This window comes from Amycolatopsis mongoliensis (assembly GCF_030285665.1).
Lineage (GTDB): Bacteria > Actinomycetota > Actinomycetes > Mycobacteriales > Pseudonocardiaceae > Amycolatopsis > Amycolatopsis mongoliensis.
In genome coordinates this window covers 6,143,102-6,169,767 of record NZ_CP127295.1, presented here as the reverse complement: position 1 = coordinate 6,169,767, position 26,666 = coordinate 6,143,102, and the positions used below count along the sequence as shown (strand labels likewise).

At 70.2% G+C, this 26,666-nt stretch carries 18 protein-coding genes and 4 pseudogenes; 9 read left to right on the top strand and 13 right to left on the bottom strand.

All coding sequences use genetic code 11. The features are described from left to right. Positions 1 to 45: 45 nt before the first annotated feature. Positions 46 to 423: pseudogene (locus QRX60_RS51475) on the top strand (transposase); the annotation flags it as partial. A 180-nt stretch (positions 424 to 603) separates the two neighbouring features. Here QRX60_RS51475 and QRX60_RS29710 read toward each other — a convergent pair. The 4 genes and pseudogenes from QRX60_RS29710 to QRX60_RS29695 form a co-directional block, all read right to left on the bottom strand. Beyond that, positions 604 to 1,848: pseudogene (locus QRX60_RS29710) on the bottom strand (FtsK/SpoIIIE domain-containing protein); the annotation flags it as partial. A 60-nt stretch (positions 1,849 to 1,908) separates the two neighbouring features. Beyond that, on the bottom strand, positions 1,909 to 2,061 hold the full coding sequence (locus QRX60_RS29705) for a glycoside hydrolase family 125 protein (protein ID WP_286003728.1): 153 nt from the start codon (positions 2,059 to 2,061) through the stop codon (positions 1,909 to 1,911). 55 nt (positions 2,062 to 2,116) lie between these two features. After that, positions 2,117 to 2,842, bottom strand: coding sequence for a siderophore-interacting protein (locus QRX60_RS29700; RefSeq protein ID WP_285994721.1), 726 nt, complete (start codon positions 2,840 to 2,842; stop codon positions 2,117 to 2,119). Positions 2,843 to 2,892: 50 nt separating this feature from the next. After that, entirely contained in the window at positions 2,893 to 4,083 is a 1,191-nt protein-coding gene (locus QRX60_RS29695) for an FAD-dependent monooxygenase (RefSeq protein ID WP_286003727.1), read from the bottom strand. An 85-nt stretch (positions 4,084 to 4,168) separates the two neighbouring features. On the opposite strand from QRX60_RS29695, the gene QRX60_RS29690 reads away from it, so the two are divergent. From QRX60_RS29690 to QRX60_RS29680, 3 genes and pseudogenes are all read left to right on the top strand, one after another. Further along, positions 4,169 to 5,062: a LysR family transcriptional regulator gene (locus tag QRX60_RS29690; protein ID WP_285994720.1), complete on the top strand. Its 894-nt coding sequence runs from the start codon at positions 4,169 to 4,171 to the stop codon at positions 5,060 to 5,062. Positions 5,063 to 5,126: 64 nt separating this feature from the next. Further along, positions 5,127 to 5,381: pseudogene (locus QRX60_RS29685) on the top strand (IS110 family transposase); the annotation flags it as partial. Between the two features lie 9 nt (positions 5,382 to 5,390). After that, a pseudogene (locus tag QRX60_RS29680) lies at positions 5,391 to 5,927 on the top strand (SDR family oxidoreductase); the annotation flags it as partial. Between the two features lie 141 nt (positions 5,928 to 6,068). On the opposite strand, the gene QRX60_RS29675 reads toward QRX60_RS29680, so the two are convergent. From QRX60_RS29675 to QRX60_RS29655, 5 genes are read right to left on the bottom strand one after another with little or no spacing between them, the layout of a single operon-like run. Further along, positions 6,069 to 7,307, bottom strand: coding sequence for a glycoside hydrolase family 125 protein (locus tag QRX60_RS29675; protein ID WP_285994719.1), 1,239 nt, complete (start codon positions 7,305 to 7,307; stop codon positions 6,069 to 6,071). Then, positions 7,304 to 9,511 (bottom strand): glycoside hydrolase family 3 protein, encoded by a 2,208-nt coding sequence (locus tag QRX60_RS29670; RefSeq protein ID WP_285994718.1) that lies wholly within the window; start codon positions 9,509 to 9,511, stop codon positions 7,304 to 7,306. The genes QRX60_RS29675 and QRX60_RS29670 overlap by 4 nt, the downstream gene beginning before the upstream one ends. Next, a complete protein-coding gene (locus QRX60_RS29665; protein WP_285994717.1) occupies positions 9,508 to 10,359 on the bottom strand; it encodes a carbohydrate ABC transporter permease in 852 nt (283 codons plus the stop codon). Before QRX60_RS29665 ends, QRX60_RS29670 begins: the two co-directional genes overlap by 4 nt. A gap of 20 nt (positions 10,360 to 10,379) precedes the next feature. Further along, the gene (locus QRX60_RS29660; protein ID WP_285994716.1) at positions 10,380 to 11,315 is read right to left on the bottom strand and encodes a carbohydrate ABC transporter permease; all 936 of its coding nucleotides are present in this window, start codon (positions 11,313 to 11,315) and stop codon (positions 10,380 to 10,382) included. Positions 11,316 to 11,329: 14 nt separating this feature from the next. Next, positions 11,330 to 12,613, bottom strand: coding sequence for an ABC transporter substrate-binding protein (locus tag QRX60_RS29655; protein ID WP_285994715.1), 1,284 nt, complete (start codon positions 12,611 to 12,613; stop codon positions 11,330 to 11,332). A gap of 122 nt (positions 12,614 to 12,735) precedes the next feature. Here QRX60_RS29655 and QRX60_RS29650 point away from each other — a divergent pair, with 122 nt between their 5' ends. From QRX60_RS29650 to QRX60_RS29635, 4 genes are all read left to right on the top strand, one after another. Continuing rightward, positions 12,736 to 13,767, top strand: a complete 1,032-nt coding sequence (locus tag QRX60_RS29650) for a LacI family DNA-binding transcriptional regulator (RefSeq protein ID WP_285994714.1) — start codon at positions 12,736 to 12,738, stop codon at positions 13,765 to 13,767. Beyond that, positions 13,764 to 14,996, top strand: coding sequence for a glycoside hydrolase 5 family protein (locus tag QRX60_RS29645; RefSeq protein WP_285994713.1), 1,233 nt, complete (start codon positions 13,764 to 13,766; stop codon positions 14,994 to 14,996). The genes QRX60_RS29650 and QRX60_RS29645 overlap by 4 nt, the downstream gene beginning before the upstream one ends. Before the next feature lie 151 nt (positions 14,997 to 15,147). Then, the gene (locus QRX60_RS29640; RefSeq protein ID WP_285994712.1) at positions 15,148 to 15,405 is read left to right on the top strand and encodes a hypothetical protein; all 258 of its coding nucleotides are present in this window, start codon (positions 15,148 to 15,150) and stop codon (positions 15,403 to 15,405) included. A gap of 120 nt (positions 15,406 to 15,525) precedes the next feature. Then, positions 15,526 to 16,362 carry an SAM-dependent methyltransferase gene (locus QRX60_RS29635; RefSeq protein ID WP_285994711.1) on the top strand — a complete coding sequence of 279 codons (837 nt, stop codon included), beginning with the start codon at positions 15,526 to 15,528 and terminating at the stop codon, positions 16,360 to 16,362. Between the two features lie 234 nt (positions 16,363 to 16,596). Here QRX60_RS29635 and QRX60_RS29630 read toward each other — a convergent pair whose 3' ends face one another. Next, positions 16,597 to 16,860: a beta-galactosidase small subunit-related protein gene (locus tag QRX60_RS29630; protein ID WP_285994710.1), complete on the bottom strand. Its 264-nt coding sequence runs from the start codon at positions 16,858 to 16,860 to the stop codon at positions 16,597 to 16,599. Positions 16,861 to 17,512: 652 nt separating this feature from the next. On the opposite strand from QRX60_RS29630, the gene QRX60_RS29625 reads away from it, so the two are divergent. Continuing rightward, entirely contained in the window at positions 17,513 to 20,518 is a 3,006-nt protein-coding gene (locus QRX60_RS29625; protein ID WP_285994709.1) for an AfsR/SARP family transcriptional regulator, read from the top strand. A gap of 120 nt (positions 20,519 to 20,638) precedes the next feature. On the opposite strand, the gene QRX60_RS29620 is transcribed toward QRX60_RS29625, so the two are convergent. From QRX60_RS29620 to QRX60_RS29610, 3 genes are all read right to left on the bottom strand, one after another. Further along, on the bottom strand, positions 20,639 to 22,129 hold the full coding sequence (locus QRX60_RS29620; RefSeq protein ID WP_285994708.1) for a helix-turn-helix transcriptional regulator: 1,491 nt from the start codon (positions 22,127 to 22,129) through the stop codon (positions 20,639 to 20,641). Between the two features lie 390 nt (positions 22,130 to 22,519). After that, positions 22,520 to 24,133 carry a hypothetical protein gene (locus QRX60_RS29615; protein ID WP_285994707.1) on the bottom strand — a complete coding sequence of 538 codons (1,614 nt, stop codon included), beginning with the start codon at positions 24,131 to 24,133 and terminating at the stop codon, positions 22,520 to 22,522. A gap of 3 nt (positions 24,134 to 24,136) precedes the next feature. Beyond that, positions 24,137 to 26,605: a large repetitive protein gene (locus QRX60_RS29610; protein ID WP_285994706.1), complete on the bottom strand. Its 2,469-nt coding sequence runs from the start codon at positions 26,603 to 26,605 to the stop codon at positions 24,137 to 24,139. Positions 26,606 to 26,666: the final 61 nt, after the last annotated feature.

Here is a 26,666-nt window from a genome sequence, read left to right as displayed (position 1 = left end):
TATGGACGATGTGGGGACGGCCCCCGGAATTTCCTCCTCGACTCAGTGAATTCCAGTCGTCACCACAACTCACCGGCCGGCAGCAGCCGCCGGGGGCCTAGAGCCTGTTTCGATGTGCTGACCAGCGGAGCTTCTGGCCGGCGTTGTGGGTGCGGCGTGTCTTGGATCAAATGGACGAGGTCTCCGGTAGACCGATCAACGACCAAGCTGATCAAGAACACCGGAGACCTCGTGCCTAGCCTAGCGGCGACGGGGCGAGCCGATCTGACCGACGCGCAGTGGGCAATCCTGGAACCGCTGTTGCCCGTCGGCAAGAAGCCCGGCCGCCCGCCACTGTGGAGTAAACGCCGGCTCCTGGACGGCATCCGCTGGCGGGTTCGTGTCGGTTCGCCGTGGCGTGACGTCCCGCCTGTGTATGGCTGCTGGCAAACCGTCTATGGCTTGTTCCGGCGCTGGCAGCGCGCTGGTGTGTGGGCGCTGATCTTGGCGGCGTTGCAGACCCGGGCCGACGCCGCTGGGCTGATCACCTGGGAGGTGAGCGTGGATTCCACGATCAACCGGGCGCACCAGCATGCCGCAGGCGCCCGCATCGAGGGCGACCTGCAGATCCATCACCCTCAACGCGAACCGCGAGCCCAGCACCGCCCGCAGTCCGGATGGGATCGTCTGAGAATCCGGTCGCTGAGTCGCCAGCGCCAGCACGATCCCCGCCGCCGGGCCCTTCTTCGCCAGCCAGGTCAACGCCTCCCCGATGCACTCCCCCGCCGGCAGCCGCCGGTCGCCGTCCTTGACCGGTGAGTGGTCCTCCAGCGGGACCTGGACCTCGTCGATGAACACCGCCGTGATCGGCATTCCCAACGACGGATCCCGCGAGATCGCCGGTGTCACCTTGGATTCCGGGCACACGACGTCGTCCAGGTCGCGCATCCGCCGGTACCGTCCCCGGACCTCGGCGATCAGCTCCCGCAGCCACTCCAGCAGCGCGAGCACGTGCTCCGGTTCGTCACCGGCCACGAACCTGTGCGCGACCTGCGCGGCCGCAGCCCAGTCCTTTCCCGCCTTGAAATCCGCGACGTACAACCGCACGTGCGGGTCGAGGATCAAGCCCGCTGCGGCCAGCCGCGCGGCGAACGTCTTTCCCTGTCGGGGAATGGCGGCCACCAGCAGAGACATCTCCACGAGTGGAAGATCGACCCGCCGGCCACGAGCGTCCCGGCCGAACGGCAGCGGCTGCCAGGCGTCCCACCGGGAGACGTTCAACAACGGCGTCCGGACAGCGGGCGTCGAGTACGGATCGCGGTCCGCGATCCAGAGGGAGACGCGACCCGCGTGTCCGCCTTCGCCACGAACTCGGTCCACGATCAGCTGAATCTCGTCGACGGCGAGGGCCGACGCCAGCGCGTCCCGGTTCTTGATCACGTCCGAGGCTTTGCGCGTCCCCGGCAGGTCGACCGTCAGAGCCCACCCACCACTCACCCGCGTCGCACGCTCGACCAGGCGCAACGTCTCGTCCTTGCCGATCAGCTTCGCCCCGCGGAACGCTTCCACCATCACGTCCGGGTCCATCGTCCAGATCGCCGTCCGCGAACCGGACAACACCGCTTCACGGCCCGGACTTCCCTCCTTCCGACGCCCGAAAAGCGCGAGGACCACAGCGGCCAGACCACCGGCCGACCAAAGGACGAGAGCACCGTAAAGCAGATCGAGAACAGCGAGCGCTATCGAGGTCGCACCCAGCACCACGCCGGTCACCTTCCAGCGGAACAGCGTCAGAGCACGGATGTCGGCGAACTTGTCCGCCAGCTTCTCGGCTTGCTCGGCCGCCTCTCGGTAGTCGCGCACGCTCAGGCCTTCATCCGCGACCTCGAAGCCCGTCCGTGAGCGGATCCGCCGACGCCCACTTCCCGTTCACCGGTCGTCGGCGACCGCCAGGGCGAGCTCGCAGAACATCGAGTCCGCCCACGAGAACCACGCCCGCGAGAACATCGCCGGGTCCGAGGCGTCGAAGCTCTCGTGCACGCGCCCGGTGCCCGCATCGGTGCCGGCGGCGAGGTGCACCAGCCGGCGCCGGTCGGCAGGGGTGCCCGTCAGGCCTTCGACGGCCAGGGCGGTGGGGTCAATGCCCTTTGAGCCCCTTCTTCCCCGGAGCCCAGTAGGGGACGTTGGTGACCTGGCGGCCCGGTACTCCGGCCACGCGGAGCGCCCGGTAGAGGCGTTGGATCGACGAAGCTTTGCCGGTCAGCACGCCGTTGGCTGCCGCTGTGGAGCGGTAGGCGTCCAGTACTTCACGTTCGACCTCGTCGAGGTGACGATCATCTTCTTCTCGTGGGATGAGTTCGGCGGAGTCGCCAATGCCGAATCGCTCGACCACAGTTCGCGCCCCTTCGACGGAATCCACCTCGAAGACGAAGCGCACATCCCGATGGCCCGATGACGTCTCGCGAAGCGCGACAGCGGTGCTGAACGACGTCTCGTCGCCGAAGAAGACCAAGGGCCGTTGTGGCTTTCGCAGCGAGAGCGCGCGACGGGGCCCAAGCAGGCGGCAGGGCGTGCCCACTTCTGCCGAGTCGCCCCAGCCGGAGCCGGGACCGTTGCCGTGGACATACCAGAGGATGTCGGCCGTTCCGGTGCCGGGATCGAACGCAAGTGGCGTGTACGAGCGAATCTCCCAGGTACCGAGCAGCGCCACCCCCGACACGATGATCTGCACTATGTCTCCCGGCGTCCACGACGCGTTGCGGAACCCCTCGGCCGTGAGCGAGACCAGGCGGAACCGTGCACCGACCTCCTCGATGTGGCGGACCTCGGCCTGGTGGGTGGCGACGTCCAGCAGCACCGACACCAGGCGGCCAGGTCGCTGCGCATCGGGCCGGTTCGAAGGTGCCGAGGCCGTCACGGCCGGACCAAGGCCGGGTAGTCCTTGAGGCTGAACGGCAAAGTGAGGCTGCCGTAATCCGGCAGGCCGCCCGGATCGGTTTCCGACGATTCGCGGCCGGACGGCGTTCTCGGCTTCGAATCGTATTCCAGCGCGATGTCCTGGTTGCGGGTCACGTAGTCGCGCAGTTCGTTCTCGTAGACGTTCATCCCTCCGACCACGTCGTCCCGATGTGTCGCGAGCTCGCCGGCCAGGACGTACGCGCCGAGCATCGCGACGCTGGTGGCTTGCCCCGTGCCCGCGGAAACGGCGTAGCCGGCGTCGCCGACCAGCACGACCCGCCCCCGTGACCAGCTGTCCATGCGGACCTGGCTCAGCCGGTAGAAGTGGAAATCGCCGGCGTCCATCATGTGGTTCACGAGCTGCGGGATCACCCAGCCGCCGTCCGCCACGCGCTCGGCCATCAGCCGTTTCTGCCCGTCGACGTCACCCAGGTCGTAGTCCGTGCCCGCCGGATCGCTGAAGCCGAGGTATACCTTCGCAGGGGCGTCCTCGCGCAGTCCCATCACCAACGCGCCCAGATACGGTTCGTCCTGGTGGTAGATCACTTCCCAGCGGTCGAGACCGAGGAAGTTCGGCGTGCTGAACACCGCGATGTGCATGTCGCCGAAAACGCGCAGGAACCGCTCGTCAGGACCGAAGGCGATCCGCCGCACCCCCGAGCCCACGCCATCGGCCCCGATCACCAGCTCGAAGCGGCGAGACCCGGCCTCGGTGAACGTGACGTCCACCCCCGACTCGTCCTGAACCAGGGAGGTGATGCGATCCCCGAAGATGTATTCCACCGAGTCGCCCGCCGCTTCGTGGAGCGCTCGGCAGAGGTCGTCACGCATGATCTCGATGTCGGGGCTGTCGAGCTGCCCGCCGGTCAAGGTGCTCTGCGTGCTCCGGAAGGTCTCCCGGCCGGAGGCGTCGACCATCGCGATCCCCGCCAGGTTCGTGGCTCGATCGCGAAGCGTTTCGGCGATGCCCATCCGCTCCGCGACCTCCAAGCCCGGCCCGCGCACGTCGAGCGCATGACCACCCGGACGCAGCTGTGACGAGACTTCCACCACGGTGACGTCAAAGCCGTAGCGCGTGAGCCAATACGCGGTCGTGAGGCCGGAAACGCTGGCGCCGGAAACGAGGGCCCGCCTTGCAGAGTTCATGAGATTCACGGTAGGAACTCACTACCGAGTTGTCCAAGACATAGAATGACGACTTATGATGCCTCCAAGGCAACGGTGGTGAACCGTGGAACTTCGACACCTGCGCTACTTCGTGACGATCGCCGAAGAGCAGAACTTCCGGCGAGCTGCCCGTCGGCTCCACGTTTCGCAGTCCCCGCTGAGCCGGCAGATGAAGGACCTCGAAGAGGAGATGCATGTCGAGCTCTTCGAGCCCGACGGCCGCGGGATCAGGCTCACCGCCGCCGGAAAGGTCTTCGCGGAGAAGGCCCGGGGTGTCCTGGCGGACGTCGACGCCGCCGTCGAGGAAGCCAGGGGCATCGCCGAAGGCCGGCTGGGCACGGTGGTCATCGGGTTCGAGCAAGGGGCCACGTTCACCGGCGCGCTGGCCTCCCTCATGGCGGCGTTCCGGAGGCGAGCTCCGCGCATCGGTCTCCAGCTCATCGCGATGACCAGCACCGCGCAGTGGACCGCCCTGCACGACGGGACGATCTCCTTCGGCTACGGTGCGCGTCGCCCCACCGACGACACCCTGACGTCGATGGAGATGACCACCGACCGGCTCGGGCTGCTGCTCGCGCTCGACCACCGGCTCGCGGCGCGCCCGGAAGTCCGGCTGGCGGACCTCGAAGGAGAACGGGTGATCCTCGAGTCCGGCGAGTCGCAGCCCGAGCTGCACGCGGACATCGTTTCCGCGGTGCACGCACAGGAGATCGCGCTGGGCGGACTTGCGGAAGCGGCCGATCTGGAGGCGCTGCTGGCGCTGGTGGCGATCGGCGACGCGGTCACGTTCCTGCCGAAGAGAACGGCGGAGGTGGTGGCTCCGCTGAGTTCGGTGCTGTGGCGCCCGATCGTCGACCTCGACCTCACCTTGTCCGATGTGGTCACCTGGCGGACGAAAGACGCGAATCTGCCGGTGGTACGGGCCCTCATCGAAAGCGCGGCCACGATGCGCAGCTGACCGGGACGAGAAGCCTCAGAGCCGGGTGGCTGCGGACCAGATCGGCGAAGTCCCGAGAACGGCTGTGCGACGGCCGGGCACGGCATGGTGGACGAGCAGCACTCTCAACGTGTTCCTCGGCCTGGGCGTCGGCAAGGAAGCCCATCACGCAGTCGGCCTCGACCCGGACGGCAAGTGGTTGCACGATCGGCCGCTTCCCAACACCGAACCCAAGCTGCGGGCGCTGTTCGACAGGCTCCCCCAGCACGGACCACTGCTGGTCGTGGTGGACCAGCCGGCCACGGTCGCCCGCGCAGCCGGGCACCAGGTCGCCTACGTCACCGATCGGTGCGCTGTCCGTGCAGCGCTGAGCGCGATCGGCCCACTGGACATTCTGGTCAACAACGTCGGCTCCCGCGATCGGCGCGGCGTGGACGAACTGCCACCGGACGACTTCACGCGGTTGCTCGACGTCCACGTCACCGCGGCATTCGCCCTCACTCGCGAAGTGACCAGCGTGATGCGCCCAGGTGGCCGGGTGATCAACGTGTCCTCGGTGATCGGAAGTCTCGGCCGCCGCGGCGACATCGGTTATGCCGCGGCGAAAGCGGCTCTGGACGGCCTCGCTCGCGGACTGGCGGCCGATCTCGGAGCGCGCGGTATCACCGTCAACTCGGTCGCCCCCGGGACTTTCGCCACCGAAGTCAACCAGCATCTCGCCGATGATCCTGAGTGGACGGAGTGGCTGCGCAGCCGCACCGCACTGGGTCGTTGGGGACGCCCCGAAGAGATCGCTGGAGTGGTGGCGTTTCTGGCCGGCCCCGGCGCGTCCTTCATCACCGGTCAGACGATCGCGGTCGACGGCGGCCTGACCGCGACATTTTGACCACGCGGCCCGAGGCGAGGAACTCAACGCGCTCACGCCGGCCAAGGCCGTCGACCGAGTAGACGCCGTCAAGACCACAGTCCCCAGCGGTCGCGATCGGTTACCGGACGACGCTCCCGCGCCCATGACCGGGTCGTGCGTTCACCGGTCGTCGGCGACCGCCAGGGCGAGCTCGCAGAACATCGAGTCCGCCCACGAGAACCACGGCCGCGAAAACGTCGCCGGGTCCGAGGCGTCGAAGCTCTCGTGCACGCGCCCGGTGCCCGCATCGGTGCCGGCGATGAGGTGCAGCAGCCGGCGCCGGTCGGCAGGGGTGCCCGTCAGGCCTTCGACGGCCAGGGCGATCGGCCACACGCGGCCAGGTTTCGTGTGCGGGCTGCCGATCCCGCTCGCCACCCGGCCGCGGAAGTAGTACGGGTTGGCGTCGCTCAAGACGAACGCGCGGGTCGCCCGCCACACGTCGGCGTCGACCACGTCGGGCGCGATCAGGGGCAGCGAAAGCAGCGACGGGGTGTTGGCGTCGTCCATGCGCAGCACACCGCCGAGGCCGTCGACCTCGTACGCGTAGGTGCCATCGACGATTCCGTGTGACTCGACGCCCTCGACGAGTTCGCGGGAGAGGGTGCGGGCGCCGGTGGCGAGCGCGGCGTCGCGGTAGACCTCGTCCGCGATCTCGCCGATCGCCAGCAGCGCCTGCGCGGCGAACAGGTTGGCCGGGATGTGGTACCCGTAGGTGCAGGCGTCGTCCGAAGGCCGGAACCCGCTCCACGTCATGCCCGTGACGGCGACGGGCGTGCCGCGGCCGCCGCGGGCCAGCGTCTCGGTCGGGATCGCGCCGGGGCGCTCGAAGCGGTACGGGGAGTCGTCGTGCCGTTGTTCCAGGCGCAGTTGTGCGACGATCGTCCGCAGCACGCGGTGGGCGCGAGCGTCGAACACCCCGGCCGAGCCGGTCTTCCGCCACAGCGCGTGCGCGAGGGTGACCGGGTGGGCGAGGCTGTCGACCTCGTACTTCTGCTCCCAGACGTGCGGGTCGTCGCACAGGTCACCGGGCTCGTAGTGAGCGCCGGTCGGCCCGTCGTTGAACGCGTTGGCGTAGGGGTCGTGCTCCAGGCAGGCGAACTGGCGGCGCACGACGGCGGCGACGAGCTCGGCCAGCGGCGGGCATTCGCCGAGGAACCGCAGGTAGGGCGTGAGCTGCGTGGTGGAGTCGCGCAGCCACATCGCCGGGATGTCACCGGTGATGACGAACGCGCTGCCGTCGTCGCCGATCGTGACGGTGTCGCGCAGCGTGCGCAGCAACGCGGCCTCGACGAGGTCACCGATCCGCTCGCCGGCCACCGCCCGCACGCGGTCCGCGGCGGCAGCCATCGTCTCGCTCACCGTTGCCACGGCGTCGTTCCGTCCTCGTCGGTGACGCGCACGCGCACGGCGTGCCCGGTCTCGCCGGTGCTCCAGACGTCGACCTCCACCGGGACGGCGACCGGTCGCCCGGTCGCCCACGAACCCAGTTCGTCGAGCCCCAACTCGAATTCGATCGTCGTCTCGCCCGGCGGGCACGTCACGCGCCGCACGGTCAGCAGGCTCCGGCGGCGCGGCCGTACGCCGAGTTCGTGACGGCGGCCGTAGAGCGGCACGGCGACCGAGACCGGAGCAGCGCCGGGGTTGGTGATGTCCACCGTGAGGCGGACCGCGCTCCCGCGGCCGAGATCGGCGGCCGGAACGGTGCCCGGAGCCGCGCGCACCACGGCCGGGAGCGATGCGCCGCTGCCGAAGGGAATTCCCACCGGTCGCGGGTGATCGAGGTAGCCGCGCGCGGTCTCCATCCGCTCGTCGTGGGCGACGGGGAACACGCCATCGGCTACCGGGAACGACGCGGGCAGCCGCCCCGAACCCGTGCCGTCGAACAGCGCGCTCACGATGGCCGCACCACCGCTCGGCCCGGGAAACGGCACGACGAGCAGCGCATCCGACAGCTCGGCCAGTTCCGTGAGCGCTCGCGGCCGCCCGTCGATGACGACGGTGACGATCGGCTTGCCACTCGCCCGGGCCCGTCGCGCGAGGTCGAGCTGCGGTTCGGGCAAGGCGATCGACGCGAGGTCGACGCCTTCGCCGTTGGTCGTGTCGGGCGCGGGGCCGTCGACCGCGCCGTTGTCGGCGAACTCGTCGTCGTAGCCCCGGCGGCTGGTGCCGCCGAGCACGAGCACGCAGACGCCGGCCCGCGCGATGACCTCATCGACCGCCGCGAGCGCCTCCTGGCCGAGGGCGGTGCGCACGCGTGAGCCGGGCGTGTACCGGGCGCGGTCACCGAGCGCCGAACGCACGGTCGACGCGCCGGGGTCGTCGGCGTGCCGCGGCGGGGTGTAGTCACCGAGCTGGGCAGCCAGGTCGTCGGCGTTGGGGCCGATGAGCGCGATGGTGACATCGGGGTCGAGCGGCAGCACCCCGCGGTCGTGCACGAGCACCACGGCCTGCCGCGCCGCCCGGTCGACGAGCGTGGCGATGTCCCGGGCGGGCGGCGAGGGCGGCGCCTGCTCGCCGAACAACCCCACCCGGCGCTTGAGGGCGAGCACCCGGTCGACGGCGCGATCGAGGTCGCGTTCGTCGGCGAGCCCGCGGTCGAGGGCCGCTTCGAGGTGGGTGAACGCCTCGTCCCACAAGCTCAGGTCGACGCCCGCCCGCAGGGCCAGCGCAGCCGCGGCGGCCGGGTCGGGCGCGCTGTCGCGGAGGCGGTCGATCGCGGTGCCGTCGGCCATGACGACACCGTCCCAGCCCCACTCCCCGCGGAGCTTGCCCGTCAGCAGCGCCCGGTTCGCACTGCACGGCACGCCGTCTATGTCGTTATACGCGGCCATGAACCCGGCGACGCCGAGGCGGGCCGCGGCGAAGGCGGGCCGCAAGTGGATTTCGCCGAGCTCGCGGGAGCCGATCGGCGCGCCCGAGCCGTTGCGGCCGCCGATCCCCGCGCCTTGGGCCGCGAAGTGCTTGGCGACGACGGCGACGTGCCCCGCGTCGATCGGCTCCGCGCCGGTCGAACCGCCCTGCATCCCGCGCACGGTCGCGGCCACGAGCAGCGCGGCGAGCGCTGGGTCTTCGCCGAAGCACTCCTCCGCGCGGCCCCAGCGCGGGTCGCGTAGCACGTCGAGACCCGACACGAGCGCGACGTGCGTTCCCCGGGCGCGCGCTTCGGCGGCAACCGCGGCCGCGAGCTCCTCGGTGAGGTCGGCGTCCATCCCCGCGCCGAGCGCGAGGTTGACCGGCAAGGTCGTCCCGCCGAGCGCCTGGAGCCCGTGCGGAGCCTCCTCGACGAACAGCACGGGGATGCCGTCGCCGTTGCGCGTGACGTAGTCCTGCACGGCCGCGTAGGCTTCCGCGCTGCGCTCGGGCGGGATCCCGTTGTGCCAGTGGACGGCCGACCACGGATCGGCTCGCAGTACCCCGTAGATCGCGCCGATGCCGCCGAAGCGGTCGACTTCGCGTCGGAGGACGTCGGTGACGCGCGGGGCACCGTCGGTCCAGCGCAGCGCCTCCCAGCCCTTGAGGCGCTGGTTGACCTGGCCGATCCGGCTTCGCAGGGAGAGCTTCATCCTTTGAGCGCTCCGGAAACCAGCGCGCGCTGCATCTGCTTCTGCAGGATCGTGTAGACGAGGTACACCGGCAGCAACGTGAACAGCGTGCCCGCCATCAGGACGCCGTAGTCGGTGCCCGCGTCGACCTTGAGGGTCGGCAGCGCGACCTGGATCGTGCGCTGCGCGGTGTCCGGTCCGGTGAGGATGAGCGGGTAGAGGTAGGCGTTCCAGAACGACAGGAAGTTCAGCAGCAGCACGGTCGCGATGCCGGGCACGCAGATGGGCAGGTAGACCTGCCGCAGCACCTGCAGCGTCGACGCGCCGTCCATCGAGGCCGCTTCTTCCAGCTCGCGCGGGATCGTGCGCATGAACGACGTGAGGATCACGATCGACAGCGGCAACGCGGTGGCCGGCAACAGGAACACGACGAACGTGCGGCTGTGGAAGAGCCCGAGCGCGGCCGCGAGCAGGAAGGTCGGGAACAACGCGGCGAACGACGGGATGAGGAAACCCAGCGCGAAGACGCTCTCGACGATCTTCCCCAGCCGGCCGGTCGAGCGGGCGAGCGCGAACGACGCGGGCAGGGCGAGCAGCAGCGTGAGAACGAGCGCGCCGACCGTCGTCAGCGCCGAGTTCGCCACCGCGAGGATCAGGTCGGCCTGGCTGATCGCGGTGGCGAAGTTGCCGAAGTCCCACGTCCCCGGCAGCGCCAGCGGCGACTCGAAGATCTCGTCGTTCGACTTGAACGAGGAGACGATGAAGTAGTAGAAGGGCACGATCAGCAGGGCGGCGTAGATCCAGGCGAGCGTGCCGCTGGTGATCGAGCCGACGCGGTCGCGCAGCGGGCGGAGGGCGGTCCGGGGCATGGTGGACTCCTTGGGACGGGTCAGTGGGTCGCGCGGAGCACCCGGCGGATCGCGCCCATGCCCAGCAGGCCGAGCAGGAAGAGGATGACGCCGACCGCCTGGCTGTAGCCGAGGTCGGTCTCGACGAAGGCCTTGCGGTAGACGAGGTAGGACAGCGTGGTCGTCGACGTGCCGGGGCCGCCCTGGGTCAGCAGCAGCACCGTCTGGGCCGAGTTGAACAGCATCGACAGGAACTGCAGCATCGTCACGACACCGATGAAGTCGCGGGCGATGGGCCAGTACATGCCCCACGCGATGCGCCAGTCCCCCGCGCCGTCGATGCGCGCGGCCTGGACGATCTCGGCGTCGACGCTGTCGAGCCGGGAGGCGATGAGCACCGCCGAGTAGCCGATCCCGCTCCACAGCTCGACGGCGATGACCGCGCCGAGCGCGGTCGAGGGGTCGGCGAGCCAGGCGGTGCCGTCGAACCCGAGCGGGCGCAGCACGCCGTTGAGCAGGCCGTCGGGGTTGAGCATCGCGTAGAAGACCATCGCGGTCGCCGGCGCGGAGATCAGCGCGGGGATGAACAGCAGGTAGCGCAACACCTTGTGGCCGCGGGGTTTCTGCACGACGTAGAACGCGAGCAGGAACGCGAGCACCATCATGACCGGCAGGCCGACGACGATCTGGATCGCGGAGTTGCCGATCGCGGACCAGAAGTTCTCGTCGGCGAACACCCGGCCGAAGTTCTTCAGGCCCGCGAAGCCGGGCTTGACGAGCATGCCCGGCCAGGACAGGAAGCCGATGACGATCATCGCCACGACCGGCCCGATCATGAACACCGCGTACCAGATCAGCGCGGGCAGGGCGAGTCCGGGAAAGCGCTCTCGCAAGGACTTGCGCGAGCCGCGGCCGGGTGGGGCCGGCGTTTCGGGGGTGGTCGTGGCGCCGGCGGCCACATCGGTCAGAGCTGTCACGGGTGGGTCCTTCCTCAGGCCGCGGCGTAGGCCTTTTCGAAGACGTCGATGATGCGTTCGGCGGAGATCGGGCCGTAGGCCGTCGCGGTGGCCTGGACCAGCGGCTCGAACGCGGACTGCGGAATGACCAGGTCGGGCAGCATGACGGGCGAGACCTGCTGCGGCGTGAGCCGCGATGCCTGCGCCACGAGCGGGAAGTTCGTGCTGAGCGTGCCGGTGATCCGGCTCATGTCCCGGCCGGAGCCGAGGATCATCGCGTCGGTGACCTCGTCGCTGTAGAGGTACTGCACGAACGGCTTGATCAGGTCGAGCTTCTTCGCACCGTTCTCGCTGATCCAGATGCCGTGGCCGTTGAAGCTGCGGATCACGCTCGGGTGTTCCAGCGCGCCGCCGCGGGACGGCTTGGGCCAGCCCCCGACGGTGACCTCCTTCGCCCGCCCGGCAGGCACCTTCGCCAACGCCGAGGACATCGCCGGCACGATCGCGGCCTTGCCGGTGTTGAACTGGGTCAGCTCGGAGTCGGAGGTGTAGCCCTGGACGTTGTCGATGAAGACGCCGGCGTCCCGCAGTTCGACGAAGTGCCGCACCCCGGCGATCGCGGCGGGGCTTTCGGAGAGCTTGCCGCTCCTGAAGACCTTTTTCGCCTCTTCGGCGGTGAGGAAGCCCTGGACGATCTGCAGGAACAGCTTCTGGCCGCTCCAGTCCGACCCGCCGACGGTCACCGGGCCGATGCCCTTGGCGCGCAACGCGTCGGCGGCGGCGATGAGCTCGTCCGACGTCGTCGGGATCCCGACGCCGGCCTGCTCCAGCAACCTCGTGTTGAACGAGACGGGCCAGTTCGTGCGGGTGAAGGGGAACGCGCGCAGGCGGCCGCTCTCATCGGTCCACTCCGCGACGGCGTCGGGGATGATCCGGTCCCGCAGACCCCACTCGTCGAGCAGCCGCGTGACCGGGATCGTGGCCCCGAGACCGGTCCACGACAGTGTGCGGCCCTGCAGGTTGACCAGGGCGACGTCGGCCTCCTCGCCGGCGAGTGAGCTGGTCTCGAACACGATGGGCAGATCGGAGCCGTTCTTCAGCAGCGCCACCGTCCGCCCGGTGCGGCGTTCGTAGGTGGTGACGGCGCCGGCGAAGACCTGGGCGCCGGCGACCGCGCCGCTGAGCTGGGTGTGCACCGAGAGAGCGCCGGGCCTGGCCGAGGCGGGCATCAGCGCGCCGCACCCCGCGAGCAGCGGTGCGGCGACCCCGCCCCCGATCGCGGCACGCAGCACGGCGCGCCTGCTGACGGTGTGGGACACGAGTCCTCCTCGGGAAGCTCGGGTGCGTCCGGGTGCGCCGCTTGTAAAGCGGTACACATCAAGTGGCGAGCAAGGTATACCGCTTTACATCGAACGGTCAATTCCCTAATCTCGACGGTGTCATGACTGAACCCACCACCAAGCGCGTGACGATCGCCGCGGTCGCCCGGCTCGCCGGTGTCTCGCCCTCCGCGGTGTCGCACGTGTTCAACGGGCGGCCGAACGTCTCCGAAGCGACGGCGGCCCGGATCCGCGCCGCCGCCGACGAGCTCCACTGGCGGCCGAACTTCGCCAGCCGCAAGGTCTCCGGCCAGGGCGGCCGCAGCCTCGGGCTGGTCGTCGCCCGGTCGCGGGGCACGTTCGGCCGTGATCCCTTCTTCATGCGCCTGCTCGCCGGGCTGACCGAGCCACTCGCCGAGATCGGGTGGTCGCTCTCGCTGACCCTCGTGCGGGCCGAGGAGGAGGAACAGGTCTACCGGCAGTGGTGGGGCGAGCAGCGCGTCGACGCGTTCCTGCTCGTCGACGTGCGCGACGACGACCCGCGGCTGGCGCTGGTCGAGCAGCTCGGCGCGCCGGCGGCCCTGCTCGGCGCCCCCGTACCCGGCCGGGTCGCCGCGGTCACCGTACGCGACGGCACCGCGTTCGCCGAGGCGATCGAGCACCTGACCGGACTCGGCCACCGCAGCATCACGCGCGTCACCGACGCCCCCGGCCTCGCGCACACCCGCGCCCGCGACAAGCGCTTCCGCGCTGCCGCACGGGACCGCGGGGTCGTGGCCGGGGTGGCTGCCTGGGAACCGGACGCCGAAGACCCCGTCGCCGATCTGCTCGGGCGGCTGAAGGGCGCGACGGCGATCATCGTCGACAGCGAGACGATCGCCGCCGAGATCGTCGCCCACGCCCCCGAGGTCGGTGTGCGGGTGCCCGAGCAGCTGTCGGTGATCGCGTGGGAAGACTCGTGGGTGTCGTCGATCGTGCGCCCCCGCCTCACCGCGTTCGACGCGCCGGTCGAGGAAAGCGCCCGCACCGCCGTCACCCTGCTCGAACAGCTCGTCCGCGGCGAAGACGTCGCATCCCGGACCGTCACCGGCCGCCGCCTGATCGTGCGCGAATCCACGGCGGCCGCGCCGCACAACCGCGAAGGAAGCTCTTGACCACCAGGTTTGGCGTGAACTACACCCCGTCGCAGGACTGGATGTTCCAGTGGATGGCGATCGACCCCGACGTCGTGCGCGCGGACTTCGCCGCGATCGCCGCACTCGGCGTCGACCACGTCCGCGTCTTTCCCCTGTGGCCCGTGCTGCAGCCGAACCGCACCCTCATCCGGCGGCGCGCCCTCGACGACATCGCCCTCGTGGCCGACATCGCCGCCGAGTTCGAGCTCGACATCGCCGTCGACGTCATCCAGGGCCACATGTCCGGGTTCGACTTCGTGCCCGCGTGGCTCGTCAACTGGCACGACGGCAACATGTTCACCGACCCGCTCGCCGTCGAGGCCCAGGCCGCGCTCGTCGCGGCGGTCTACGAAGCGGTCCGGGACCGGCCGAACTTCCTCGGGCTGACCCTGGGCAACGAGCTGAACCAGTTCCAGCTCCCCAACCCCGCGGCGATGCCGGCGTCGAGCGACCAGGTGCGGCACTGGCTGACCACCCTGCTCGGCGCGCCCCGCGACCGCGACCCCCGGCACGTCGTGACCCACAGCGAGAACGACCACCTCTGGTACCGCGACGAGCACCCGTTCCTGCCCGCACACGCCTCCCGGCTCGGGGACCTGACGACCGTACACTCGTGGATCTTCAACGGCACGGCCGCGCGCTACGGCGCGCTCTCGCCGCAGTCGGTGCGGCACGCGGAGTGGATGATCGAGCTGTCGAAAGCGTTTGCGGCGGACCCGGCGAGGAAGGTCTGGCTGCAGGAAGTCGGTGCCCCGTCGATGAACCTCGCCGAAGCGGAGATGCCCGAGTTCTGCGCGCGCACGATCGAGGCCGCGCTCACCACCACCGACCTCTTCGCGATCACCTGGTGGTGCTCGCACGACGTCTCCAGGTCCCTCGCGGACTACAAGGACCTCGAGTACTCGCTCGGCCTCCTCGACACCGAGAACCGGGTGAAACCCCTCGGCCGCCGCTTCGCCGAGCTGATCGCGGAGTCCCGCCACCCCGTGCCTCAGCCGCGCACGGTCGGCGTGGTCGCCGACGTCGACGAAAACGATCTGCCGCTTTCGCGCGCCGCACTCGGCCCGGGCGGCGCGGTTTTCGAGCGCTGGCACGAGTTGCGCGAGCGGGGCGTCGACGTCACGGTCGTCACGAGCACGACGGCCGGCTCCCCCGCGGCGCTCGCGGCGCGGGGCATTCGCGGACTCGATCGCGTGGTCGTCGGCTGAGCCTCGCACTTCGTCAAGACGAACGACCCCGGCAGCGTGTTCGAACTCTCAACGCGGACAGCCGGATGATCCCCAGGCCGCGCAAGGAGGCCATCGACTTCTGAATGGACTACCAGGGCCCCACCAGCTGACCGCTCCACGTCCGGCCCGCATGACCGACCGCACCTTCGCCGACGCGATGATCCCCCACGTCACCGGGGACACCGGTTTCACCCTCGACCGGCTGACCGCCGTCGACCGCGCCGATCCGGTGGGCCTGCTCACCGGCCGCCTCGACCTGGCACACACCGGCTTGTCCGGACTCCGGCTCGGCGGAGAGATCACGGTCATGGGCCGATTGCGCGACACCACGCCGGCATCCTGCCCTGCTCGCCTACCAAGCTTGACCGCCCAGAACCACTGCCGGTAGATCACCCGGATCAAAAACCATGCTTTCGTGTAACACTCGGTCTGGTCACCGGCGTTACCACAGCGATTAAGCTGCCCCACACGAACGGCCCCACTCGTTTTCGACCAGTCCGGAGGTGGCGTGACACTCGCAGCCGACCCCGGGACGCTGTGGGATTACTCGTGGGATCACGACGTCGCCTCGCCGGCCCGGATCCGCGACGCGGCGCTGAACGGCCACGACAACTACGCCATCGACCGCGCCGCTCTGCGCGACCTCGACGACGCGGCGCCTGGATTCACCGACCTCCTGCGCGCCGTCCGGGCGTGGCACGTCCGCGTCGTCCGTCACCTCGCCGCCCGCGGCATCGACCAGTTCCTGGACCTGGCCGCCGGACTGCCCACCGCCGAGGACAACACGCACCAGACCGCCCAGCGCCGGAATCCCGAAGCGAAAGTCATCTACGCCGAGACCGACGACCTCGTCCTCAGCTACGGCCGCGCGCTGCTCGACGAGAACGACTACACCGAGGTGGTGCGTGCCGACCACCTCGATCCGGGGGGACTGCTCAGCCACGAGACCGTCTGCTCGGCCCTCGACCTCACCCGGCCGGTCGCACTGCTGCTGACCACCGGCGTGCAGCACGAACCCGACGACGACCGGCTGACCGCGGCGCTGGACTCCTACCGCGCCTTGATGGCGCCCGGATCGGTGCTCGCCCTCAGCTGCTGGTCATCCCTGGACAAGCCCGCCGAGACGAGTTCACTGACCGGCGCCATCGAGCGGATGTGGAAACACCGCTGCCACCGAGCCGTTCGCTGCCGCACCGAAACCGACGTCCGGCGCCTGTTCGCCGGCTACGACCTGCTCGATCCCGGCCTGGTGCCGCTGACGGACTGGTGGCCCGACGGCCCGCTGCTGCGCACGCCGCCGCCCGCACACCGGCTCGCCCTCGGCGGTGTCGGCATCAAGCGATGACGATGTCCTGCCCGCCCCGGCTACCGCCGGCGACAGCGCCCGGACGCACCGAGTCACAGGCAACCACCTCGGCTTCGCCGAGCCCGCCCTGCTGAGGTGAGGTGAGGTGAACGCGAGAGCAGCGTCACCGCCGGCTGTCCGGCCAGTCAAGTACGCATCACGCTGACCTGGGCGAATGTCGTCTTCGGGCCACTGTGGACGCCGAGGCGTCGTTGACCGGCGCCCCTTGGTCGCTCACCGGCGGCCGGAGGTCCGTGCTCGGCCTGGCAACCTGCCGGCCAACCGGCCTGAGACCGGCGTCAGCGTCAGGGCGAACTCGGCCGGGCGCACCTCGAGGCGATGCTGTGGCAGCACGCCGGGCCTCGCGGCGCCGGTGCCGATGTCCTGGACGGCGTGGTCGGTGTGCAGGTGGACCCTCGGCTCAGGGGGCAGCTCGGTGGGGTGGCACGCGGCGGCCGGCTGCTGGTCACTCCACCGGCGTGCGGCCAGGTTGAACACCGGATCACCGTCGACGCGCAGACTCGCCGCCGTCCGCCTGATCCGCCGCCTGCTGGAGCAAGCTCACCGGCACGGCCCGCAACGTCCACCCAAGGCGCGCTCGCCCACAACGCCGGCCACACGCCGTACGCGATGAAAGGTCCCCTCGACGCACTAAAGAATCGCCGGGCGCTTTCCGAAGGACGCGATGACCGCCATCGGCTGCCCCGCGGCCTGTCCCGACGGCCGCAGCTGCGCCGCGCCCTACGGCGAGAGCCGGTCGTCACCGAGCGGTCGGCCGATCTCTCGAAAGCGATGTGGCGATCGAGTAGTTCAACACCCGCCGCCCGGGGCCGGCTCCGCGAAGTTCGCCCGATCAGACCAGCTCTGCCTCGCGCCGAAATGACGTGGTCCTTGCCGGTCACAGCGCTCGTGCGGTGAACCGGCACACCGAACCGGCCGGCTTGCCGGAGCTGGTCACCTGGGGCGAGCGCAACGAGATGTCGGCCGTTCCCGCCGGCGCACGTGCGCAGCCACGTCCGCGTTCGAGCACGATGAAGGCGCTACGCTCGCGGTCGAGCGGGAGGCAGGCCAGGAACTAGGATCGACCGGCCGGACTGCGACGCCGGCTTCGTGCTCGGCTCCGAAGCCCCGGCATGAGCGGAGGCGGATCATGGTCGTCTCCCCACCGCGCCCCGGAAGCGGCGGTCGTGCGGACATCATTGCGCCGCACCTCGCGAACCGGTCTGGCGGCCGGCACCACGGTCGAGCCCGGCGAACATCCCCACCCTCGGGTTGTGTGCGGATAGAACGAATACGAGCATGGAGAAGGGTGAACGGCATGTCCGGTACCGGCCGGAAGTTGTGGATCGCGCTGCTCGGCGAGGTGCAGGCTCGCGCCGGGGGGCGGGAGCTGGCTTTGGGCGCTCCGCGACAGCGGGCGGTGCTGGCCATGCTGGCGATCCGGGCCGGCCAGACGGTAGCGCGTGCCGAGCTGATCGACGGAGTGTGGGGAGACTCGGCCCCGGCTTCGGTCGAGGGCAGTGTGCACACCTACATCCATGGGCTGCGGCGGGCGCTGTCGGCGGCGGGAGGGGACGTGCTGGTCCGCACGGGAGCGGGCTATCGACTCGTACTCGCTCCCGGCGAGGTCGACCTGGCGGTGGCCGAGTCGCGGGTCGAGGAAGCACGGCGAGTGGCCGCTTCGGGTGACCGGTCAGCCGCCGCCGACCTCCTCGCCGAGTGCCTGGCCTTGTGGCGTGGCAGTCCGCTGGGCGAGCTCCCGGGTCCGTTCGCGGCGGCCGAGCGGAGACGCCTCACCGAGTGGCGGTTCCAGCTCGTCGAGGAGCGGGCCGACCTGATGCTCGAGGCCGGCCGGCACCGGGAGGTGATCCCCGACCTGGGAGAGGCGGTGCAGGCGGAACCGTTCCGGGAACGGCTGCGCGCGCAGCTCATGCTGGCGTTGTACCGCAGCGGACAGCGATCGGAGGCCTTGGCCGAGTTCGACGCGGCCCGCCGTCGGTTCACCGGCGAGCTCGGACTCGACCCCGGCGCCGAGCTCGCCGAGCTCCACCGGCGGATGCTGCGCTCGGACCCCGGACTCGACCCGGCGGCCGCACCCCGGCCCGGGGTACCCGCGCCGATTCCCGCCCAGCTGCCCCACGCGGTGTCCGATTTCGTGGGCCGGGTCAAGGAACTCGAGCAGCTTTGCACTTGGCACACGGCGGCGGGTGGCCGGCCACCGGTCATCTTCGCGATCGAAGGCGCGGGCGGCATCGGCAAGACCTCTCTGGCCGTGCGGTTCGCCCGGCGGCTCGCGGACAGCTTCCCCGACGGCCAGCTCTACCTGGATCTGCGCGGGTACGACCCCAAACGCCCGCCGCTGAGCACAGCCGAAGCTCTCGGCCAGCTGCTGTGGTCACTTGGATGCACCCGGCACCACCCGGATCCGGACGCGCAGAAAGCGACCTACCGCGCGCTGCTGTCCGACAAGCGGGTACTCATCCTGCTGGACAACGCGGTTTCGCCGCAGCAGGTGCGCGAGCTGCTTCCCGGTACCTCGGACAGCCTGCTGCTCGTCACGAGCCGGAACCGGCTGACCGGGCTGGGCGCGCGGGATGGGGCCCACCGGCTGTCCCTGGGCCTGCTGACCGAGGCCGAAGCTCTGGACCTGCTGCGCAGGGTCGTCGGCGGGCCGCGCGTGGACGCCGAGCCGCAGGAGGCGGCCGAGCTCGCCCGGCTTTGCGGCCACCTTCCGCTCGCCCTGCGGATCGCCGCCGAAAAAGCCTCGTCCGGGCCGGAGTCGAGCCTCCGCGAGCTCGTCCGGAACCTGACCGCGGAACAAGACCGCCTCGACGCACTCCACATCGACGACGACGAGATGTCCTCGGTCCGAACGGTCTTCTCCTGGTCGTACACGTCACTTCCCGGCCCCGTCGCCCGCACGTTCCGCTACCTCGGCTTGCTGAACACCACGAACATCGGCGTTCCCGCCGCGGCCGCGCTGCTCGACCGGCCGGTCCGCGAGACGGAGGAGATGCTGAACACGCTGTGCGACCGCCACTTGCTCGACGGCGCGGCGGACCACCGCTTCCGCTTCCACGACCTGGTCAGGCTGCACGCCGGCGAACTGGCCATCAGGGAGGAAGGTCCGGAGGAGCGCGCCGCGGCGATCCACCGGCTACTGACCTGGTACGTGTACAGCGTGCGATCGGCATTCCTGTGCGCCATCCCGAATTACCCGCTCTTCCCGGCCGGCGTGCCGGAACCTCGCCGCGGTTGGCAGAAGTTCGACACCCGCGAGTCGGCTTACGCCTGGTACGAAGCCGAAGCCCCGAACATCGCGGCCCTGACCCGCCGCGCGGCGGAGCTCGGTGAATACGAAATCGCATGGCAACTCCCCTGGTACATGCACGACCACTACTACTCGACCGGGCAGCTCACCGAGTGGCTCGAGCTGCTGGGCATCGGGCTTTCGGCCGCCGAAAAGCTGGAGGATCCCGAGCCGCAGGCGCGGGTGCTGAACGGCCTCGGCATCGCGCATTCCCGGATCGGCCGCAACGACGTCGCCGTGCGGCACCTCCAGCGCGGCATCGACATCGCGCGGAAGCGGGGCCACTCCGGTCAGTTGCTGAGGCTGCTGACAAACCTCGCCTCGACGCTGCGGGAGATGAAGAACTACGAACAAGGGATCGCACACGCGCAGGAGGCCTGGCTACTGGCGGTCGACATAGGTGGTCACTACGAGATTTCCGGAACCCTCGACACTCTTTGTGAACTGTATGTCGAGTCGAAGCGGCCGGCGCAAGCGCTCGAGTGCGGTGCGGTCGGCCTGGAAGCGGCTCGAGCCGGCCAGATCGGCCTGATCGAGGCCAACCTCCTCGTGAACGTGGCCCACGCCCACCGCGACCTCGGTGACGTGACGACGGCGGCACGCGAATACGAAAAAGCTCTGAAGCTGTGCACGAAACTCCGTGACCGCTATCACGAAGCCCTGGCCCTGCTGGGCCTCGCCGAACTGCAACGGCGGAAGTCCCGTTACCCCGAGAGCAGGGAGCAAGCTCAGCGTGCGCTGGACATTCTCGTCAGCCTCGACGGCGAAGAAGCGGAAACCGCGCGGGAGTTCCTGTCCGCATTGGACGCCGAAACCGGATTCGGACCCGATGATCGAGCGCCGTGACCTCGAGCCCGAGCTCCGGATCGGAGCACCGTCGTGCGGACGAGAACAGTGGCGGCCTTCCACCGAGCACCGTTCCTTCGCCTCGGCCGATTGCGCGGCCGTCACGGTGGCGCTGCCGGCTCACAAAACGGGAAGCATGATCGAATGCAGTTCAGCCCGGCCGGAGATCCCCAGCTTGCGGTAGATGTTGGAGAGGTGGAACTCCACGGTACTGCCGGTCAGGTGCAGCCGGCCGGCGATCCCCTTGTTGCCCAACCCGGCCCGCGCGAGGTTGAGGACCTTGATTTCCCGGGCGGTCAGTTTGCCTTCGGCGTCGGCCGTCCCCCATCGACGCAGCGCTTCGTCCACTCGGCTCACCCAGATATCGCTGTTCATCGACATCGCCGTGTTCCGGGCGGCCTCGAGCGCCGGCCTCCCGTCCTCGTCGCGGGTGCGAAGGCTCAGCTTGACCCCCAGTTCGTACTGGGCCCGCACCAGGGTGCCCAGCACGTTGCCGCGCGCCAGCAGGCCGACGGCCTCCTCGAGCAGCTTGATGTCCCGGCCTTCTTCGGACACCAGCGCGACCGCCCGGAGCGCGGTGCCGATCGATTGAGGCGTTCCCCAGCGCCGCGCCTGGAACAGCTCTTCGTCCGCCAAGGACGACGCGAGGCTGCGCCGGTCGGTCGCGGCGGCGCACAACGCCGCCTGCGACCGCCACGCGATCACCGCGGGGTTCGTGACCCCCCAGGCGGCCAGTTCGCGCCCGCAGCCGGTCAAGTCCTCGTAGGCGAGCTGCGGACGTCCCGTGACTTCGCGCAGGGCACCCCTGGCCGCGAGCACTTCGGCGCGGTCGACAACACCGTCGAGGGTGTGGCCGAACCCGTAGGCGAGCAGGAGATCGTCCGCGCGTTCGAGCTCGCCGAGGTCCACCAGCGCGGCGATCGCCCAGGCCACCGCGACTTCTTTGAACTGTTCGACCACCCCTCGTGCCAAGGCACCGTCGAGCAGCTGCCAAGCCGTCCGCGGCTCGCCGTTCAGCCCCGCGACCCGCGCTCGGAGCACCGTCAGGGCCGGGGTGTGCGGATGCGAACCGACCCAGCCCGAGCGCTTCAACGCCCGCCCGAGCTCGTGTTGCGCGGCATCGCTTTCTCCCGCATACGCGAGCGAAAGCACCGCGTACCAGAACGTACCCAGATCACGCCAGCCGTACGATTCGAGCGCCCGCCGCGCCATCTCGGCCACGACCTGTGGTTCACTGCCTCGGTTGACCAGCAGCATCGCGCACGTCGCGGTCAGCCGCTCCGGCGGAACCGGCCCCCAGTTCCCGGTCACCCGGCGACGTCCCGGCCGAGGGCTCCCCGCGACGTAGACGAGGCCGCCCAGGTCGGGCCCGGTGATCTCGGGCGAAGCAGCCGAGAGCACATCGCGCAGCGTCACCAGCACCGCTTCGTCGGCCTCGCTCCACCGCCCGAGGCGGCCCAGCCGCGCCCGTTCCGAGCGCGCTTCTTCCAAGGTGTGCAGGACCTTGGCGACATCTTCGGAAGCCTCTGATTCCCGCATCGCTCCGCCATCCACCCGATCTGACGTCCGTTCCAGGGCAAGACGGCCCGCACCGTCGCCGCTGTCGTCCACCCTGCTCACGGCGCGACGGTGCGCCGCCGCTCACCCGCCCGACGGCACCGATCACGGCCCTGGTGAGACCCGTCATCGAGTCCACGAGGCTTCATGCATCACCATCCCGGCACCGGCGGACCGAGCAAACGAACACCCACCCTAACCGGTGCGCCGCGCCACCCGGCCAGCTCGGCCGCCGCGAAAACGGTAGGTTCACCCAAGCGGGGAATTCGGCACGCTCACGCTGTACCGGCGCTTCGGGCCGGTCAGGAGCCCGAACCGGCGAAATCGGCGCCGAGGCCGTCAGCGTCCGCCGGGGGGCGCCGGGGGGCGCCGGCCGGGTGGACGTCGAACGCAACGGGAAACCCGCCGTCGACAGCACGAACCCGCAAGTCCTAATCAGTTCTCTCAGGAATCTCTCTCTTCCCGCCGTCGCCTGAAGCGACCCGACTCGAGCCGCCGTAGCTCGGCTTCCTTGATCTTTTCCAGTTCCTCGGTGGCCACCGACTCGCTTTCGCCACTCGGCTGCGGTGGGTGCACGGGCCGCCCGAGCGCCGGCGCCCCGTTGCCGCCGGAATTCCACGCTCCGGGCTCACCTCCCAGGAAGCCCGCCGGATCGCGCTCCCGCGCGTGCTCGTCCTGCCCGTGCGTGCCCCGGAACATCGCCCCCATGAACCCCCCGGTCGCCGCGTGGTCGCCGGCGAGCCGCGGGGTCGCGGCCGCGGCCGGCAGCACCGGCGGCGCTCCTGCGAGCTCGGCCTCCCGCCCACCGGCCACCGGCTGGAACGCCGGGGAAGCCGGCAACGCTCCCGCAGCGGACGGCGTCCCCGGCGGGGTGACGGTTCCGGGCGCCGCGACGCCCGGAAACGACGCCGGCCCCGCGTGGGGTGCCGGCGCGACGTGGCCGGAGGCCGGAATGTGCGCCGCGGGGATATTCCGTGCCGGCGGCTCCACCGGTGACTGCGTCGCCGGAGCGGCGGCCACGTGCGCCGATGCCTGCGGCGCCAAGGCGGCAGCCGCGTGCGCCGGCGCCGAGGCGCTCGTCACTCGTGGTGCTGCCTGCGCGCGCGCTTCGTGGTGCGAAGGGCCGGCGGAGGTCACCACCGTCTCTTCGGCGGCCACCTCCGGCTTGCTGTGCTGCTCCCCGGCACTCGTCGCCGGGTGTTCGGTGGGGCGCTTGCGGTTCCTCGGCGGGGCCACGCGAACCTCCGGCTTCGTCGTCCGCGACGACCGCCCCAGCACGACGGCGGTCTCGGCGCGCCGCCGCTCGCCGTGCTGTTCGCTCGCTTTCGGCAACGCTTCCGGTACGCCCCGCCCCAGCACCGCCGGCACCACGCAATCGGTCTCGTGGTGGATATCTCCCGGGGAGACCGCCGGCCACGCGTGCGCCACTGATCCGGTTCGGTGGTGCGCGCCCGAGGAAGCCGGCGCGATGCCGCCGATCCGCCCCCCGGGCCCCTCCGCACCCTCGTGCTGCCCGCTCGCGATGACCGGTTGCCCGGCCACCGGACCGTGCCCCAGAGGGAACCGGGGGGCCGCCGCGGCCGGCAGGCCGGTCACCGCGTCGGGCATCGGAGCCATGGCGGCTCCGATGTCCCGGTAAGCGGTCCCGAGGTCGGACAGCACCTGCCGGGCGGCCTCGAGATCGCCTCGCCGGTTCTGCGCCTGGAGTTCACGCATCCGCTGCTGGGCTTGCGCCAGTGCGTCGCCCGCCCGGCGCATCGCCACGCCGTAGCCGGGGTTCAGCATGGCCTGCACCACGGCGGTCGTGAGACCGGAGACCTGCCGTACCAGGTCGTCGAACGACTCCGCGATCCGTCCCGACCACGCTTCCCCCATGTTCCGGGTTTCGCGCTCGAGGTCGTCCTGCACCTGCTCGAACCTGCCCGCGGCGACCTCGAAAGCGTGCGCGCGCTCGTAGAACACGTCCGGGCTCACCTCGTCGACCAGCTGCGTGAGCTGGTCGAAGGTCAGGTTCTGCAGCTCCGGATCGACGACCGGCGGCGGTTCCAGCGCACTCACCGATCAGCCCCTGCCCAGTACGTGGCTCCGCGGTTCGTCGCAGTCCTCCTCGTTGCCCCAAGCGCCGTGTTCGGCCTGCATCCAGATCTGCGGTTCCCGCTCCTTCTCGCCCTGGTTGCCGGCCCCGCCGCCCATGCCACCACCCATGGGCCCCATCGGCGCACCGGCCGAGGCCGCGCCGGACTGGCCGGGCGCGGCCGCCACCGGGGCGCCCTGGGCGTTCGCCGGCTGGCCGCCCTGGTACGGCTGGGTGTCGAACTTGCCGGCCGGCGGCCCGCCCGCGGTAGCCGGGTTCCCGCCCGGGCCGGGACCGCCGCCGACCGGACCGCCCGCGGCCTCGTGCGCGACCGGGCCGTGCCCGCCGACGCCGTCCAAGCCGCCGCGCGGAGGCACGAATTCCTTTGGCCCGGACGAGGTCAGGAACTGGTGCATGGCGTTGCCCTTCTCCTCCCCGATCCCGTCGATGGCCTTGTTGACCGCTTCCTTGGCATCCGCAAGCGCCTGCCGTTCGGCGGGGGTGTCGTCGGGCTTGCACAGGGCGTCGATCGCTTTGTCGGCCTCTTCCTTCGCGTGCTCGAGCGCCTGTTCGTGCCCGGGACCGCTGAGCTCGGGCGCGTCGTTGATCCGACCGATCGCCTTCTCGGCCGCGGCCTTGGCCGCATCCAGCGCGTGTTGCCGCTGCGGGTCGTCGCCCGGCTCGCCGAGCCCGTCGATCGCCTTGTCCGCGGCGTGCTTCGCGTCCTCCACCTGCTTGAAGTGCTCCGGGGCGGCGGTCTTGTCGATCGCGTCGGACATGGCGTGCTTCGCGTCTTCGAGCGCGTGCTTGCGATCGGGATCGTCGGTCTTGCCGATGAGGTCGTCGATCGCCTTTTCCGCCGCGTGCTTGGCATCCATCAGGGGCCCGCGATCCTGCTGACCGGCGGGGGCGTTGTCGTCGGCTCCGCCGGGCTGGTCGCCGAGGTCGCCGACCGCCTTCATGGCCGCTTGCTTGGCGTCGTCGAGCGCCTGCTGCCGGGCCTCGGAGTCGCCGGGCTTGGCCAGATCGTCGATCGCCTTGCCCGCGGCGTTCTTGGCCGCCTCCAGGTTCCCCTCGGCCGGACCGCCGGCGAGTTGGTGTCCCGCGAGCCCGGCCGGGTTCGTGAGGCCGTCGATGGCGTCCTCCGCGGCCTGCTTCGCGTCCTCCAGCGCCTGCTTCCGCTTCGGATCCTTCGACTGTCCGATCAGCCCGTCGATCGCCTGGCCGGCCGCGTTCTTCGCGTTCGCCAGTGCCTGCTGCGCGGCGGGATCGGCTCCCCCGCCCGTCACCGGCTGCTGCACGTCTCCCGGGCTGCCGGGACCACCCGCGAGACCCTGCGCCGCCGGGTTCGTGAGGCCGTCGATGGCTCCCTGCGCGGCCTGCTTCGCGGCCTCCAGCGCCTGCTTCCGCTTCGGATCGTTCGTCTGGGCGGTCAGGCCGTCGATCGCCTCACCCGCAGCGTTCTTTGCGTCGTTCAGCGCCTGTTGCTCCGCCGGGTTCACGCCGCCCTGCGAAGCAGGTGTCCCTTCGGCCGGAGCGCCGGTCAAGGCAGGCTTCGGCATCGCGGTCTGGGCCGCCGGCAGCTCGGTCGGCTGCCCCGGCGTCGTTTCCCCCGGGGCGAGCGGCTGGGCCGAAGCCAGCGTGTTCTGCTGGGGTTTGTTGGTGTTGAGCTCGGCGTTCTGGATCCCCGTTGGCGCCGGGTCAGCAGCGTGGATCTGCTTGGGCTGGTTGACCTGCTGCTGGAAGCTCCCCGCGGGGGCCCCGGTCGCCGTGTTGCCGTCGGAGATGTAGAGCGGGACGAAATCCGCTCCGCGATCGTAGTAGTTCTGCCCGAGCTTGCTCAGCGCGTTCTGCAGGTCCTTCAGGAGTGCATTGTTGACACCGGTCCGCGCATTGGATATTTCGGTGCTCAATTGCGTACTGATCTGGATGAGCTGGTTGACGTCAGTAGCGGCTTGAATCTGGGAATTAGCCGAGTCTTCGAGCGCAGATACCATATTGGCCAGCGCGTCGTCCGCCGTCTGATGAATCTGCCACCAACTGTCCGCGAAGGCCTGCTCCGAGTGACCGATATTTCCCGAATTCGTACCGAACTGTTTCTTCATCAGCGTCGAGTAGACTTCTTCACTGATATTCAGGATAGCCGTGGCGTATTTGCTGAAGGCGTCGCCGGCATCGCCCTCCAAGGCATCCTTCACCGCCTTGATCTCTTTCGCGAACTTGTCATTGACGCCGGCGAGTGCGGTCTCCGCTGCCTTGAGGTCGGTTTCGAGTCGGTACCACGCCTCGGCAGTGGTGTCCTTGGACAGGGTCGCCTTCGAACCGTCCGAGTTGTAGACCAGGTCGCTGACGACGGCATCGAGCGTTTCGAACGTGGAGTAGGAGGACGGGTCAAACGAAGGCGCGGGCGCCGAGTACTGCCCGACCAGTGTCGGCGTACCTTCAGAATCGGACATGAGGATAGATCCTTATCTTGACAGCCAGCACCGAGGCCGACAGACGCAGAATTCGTACATG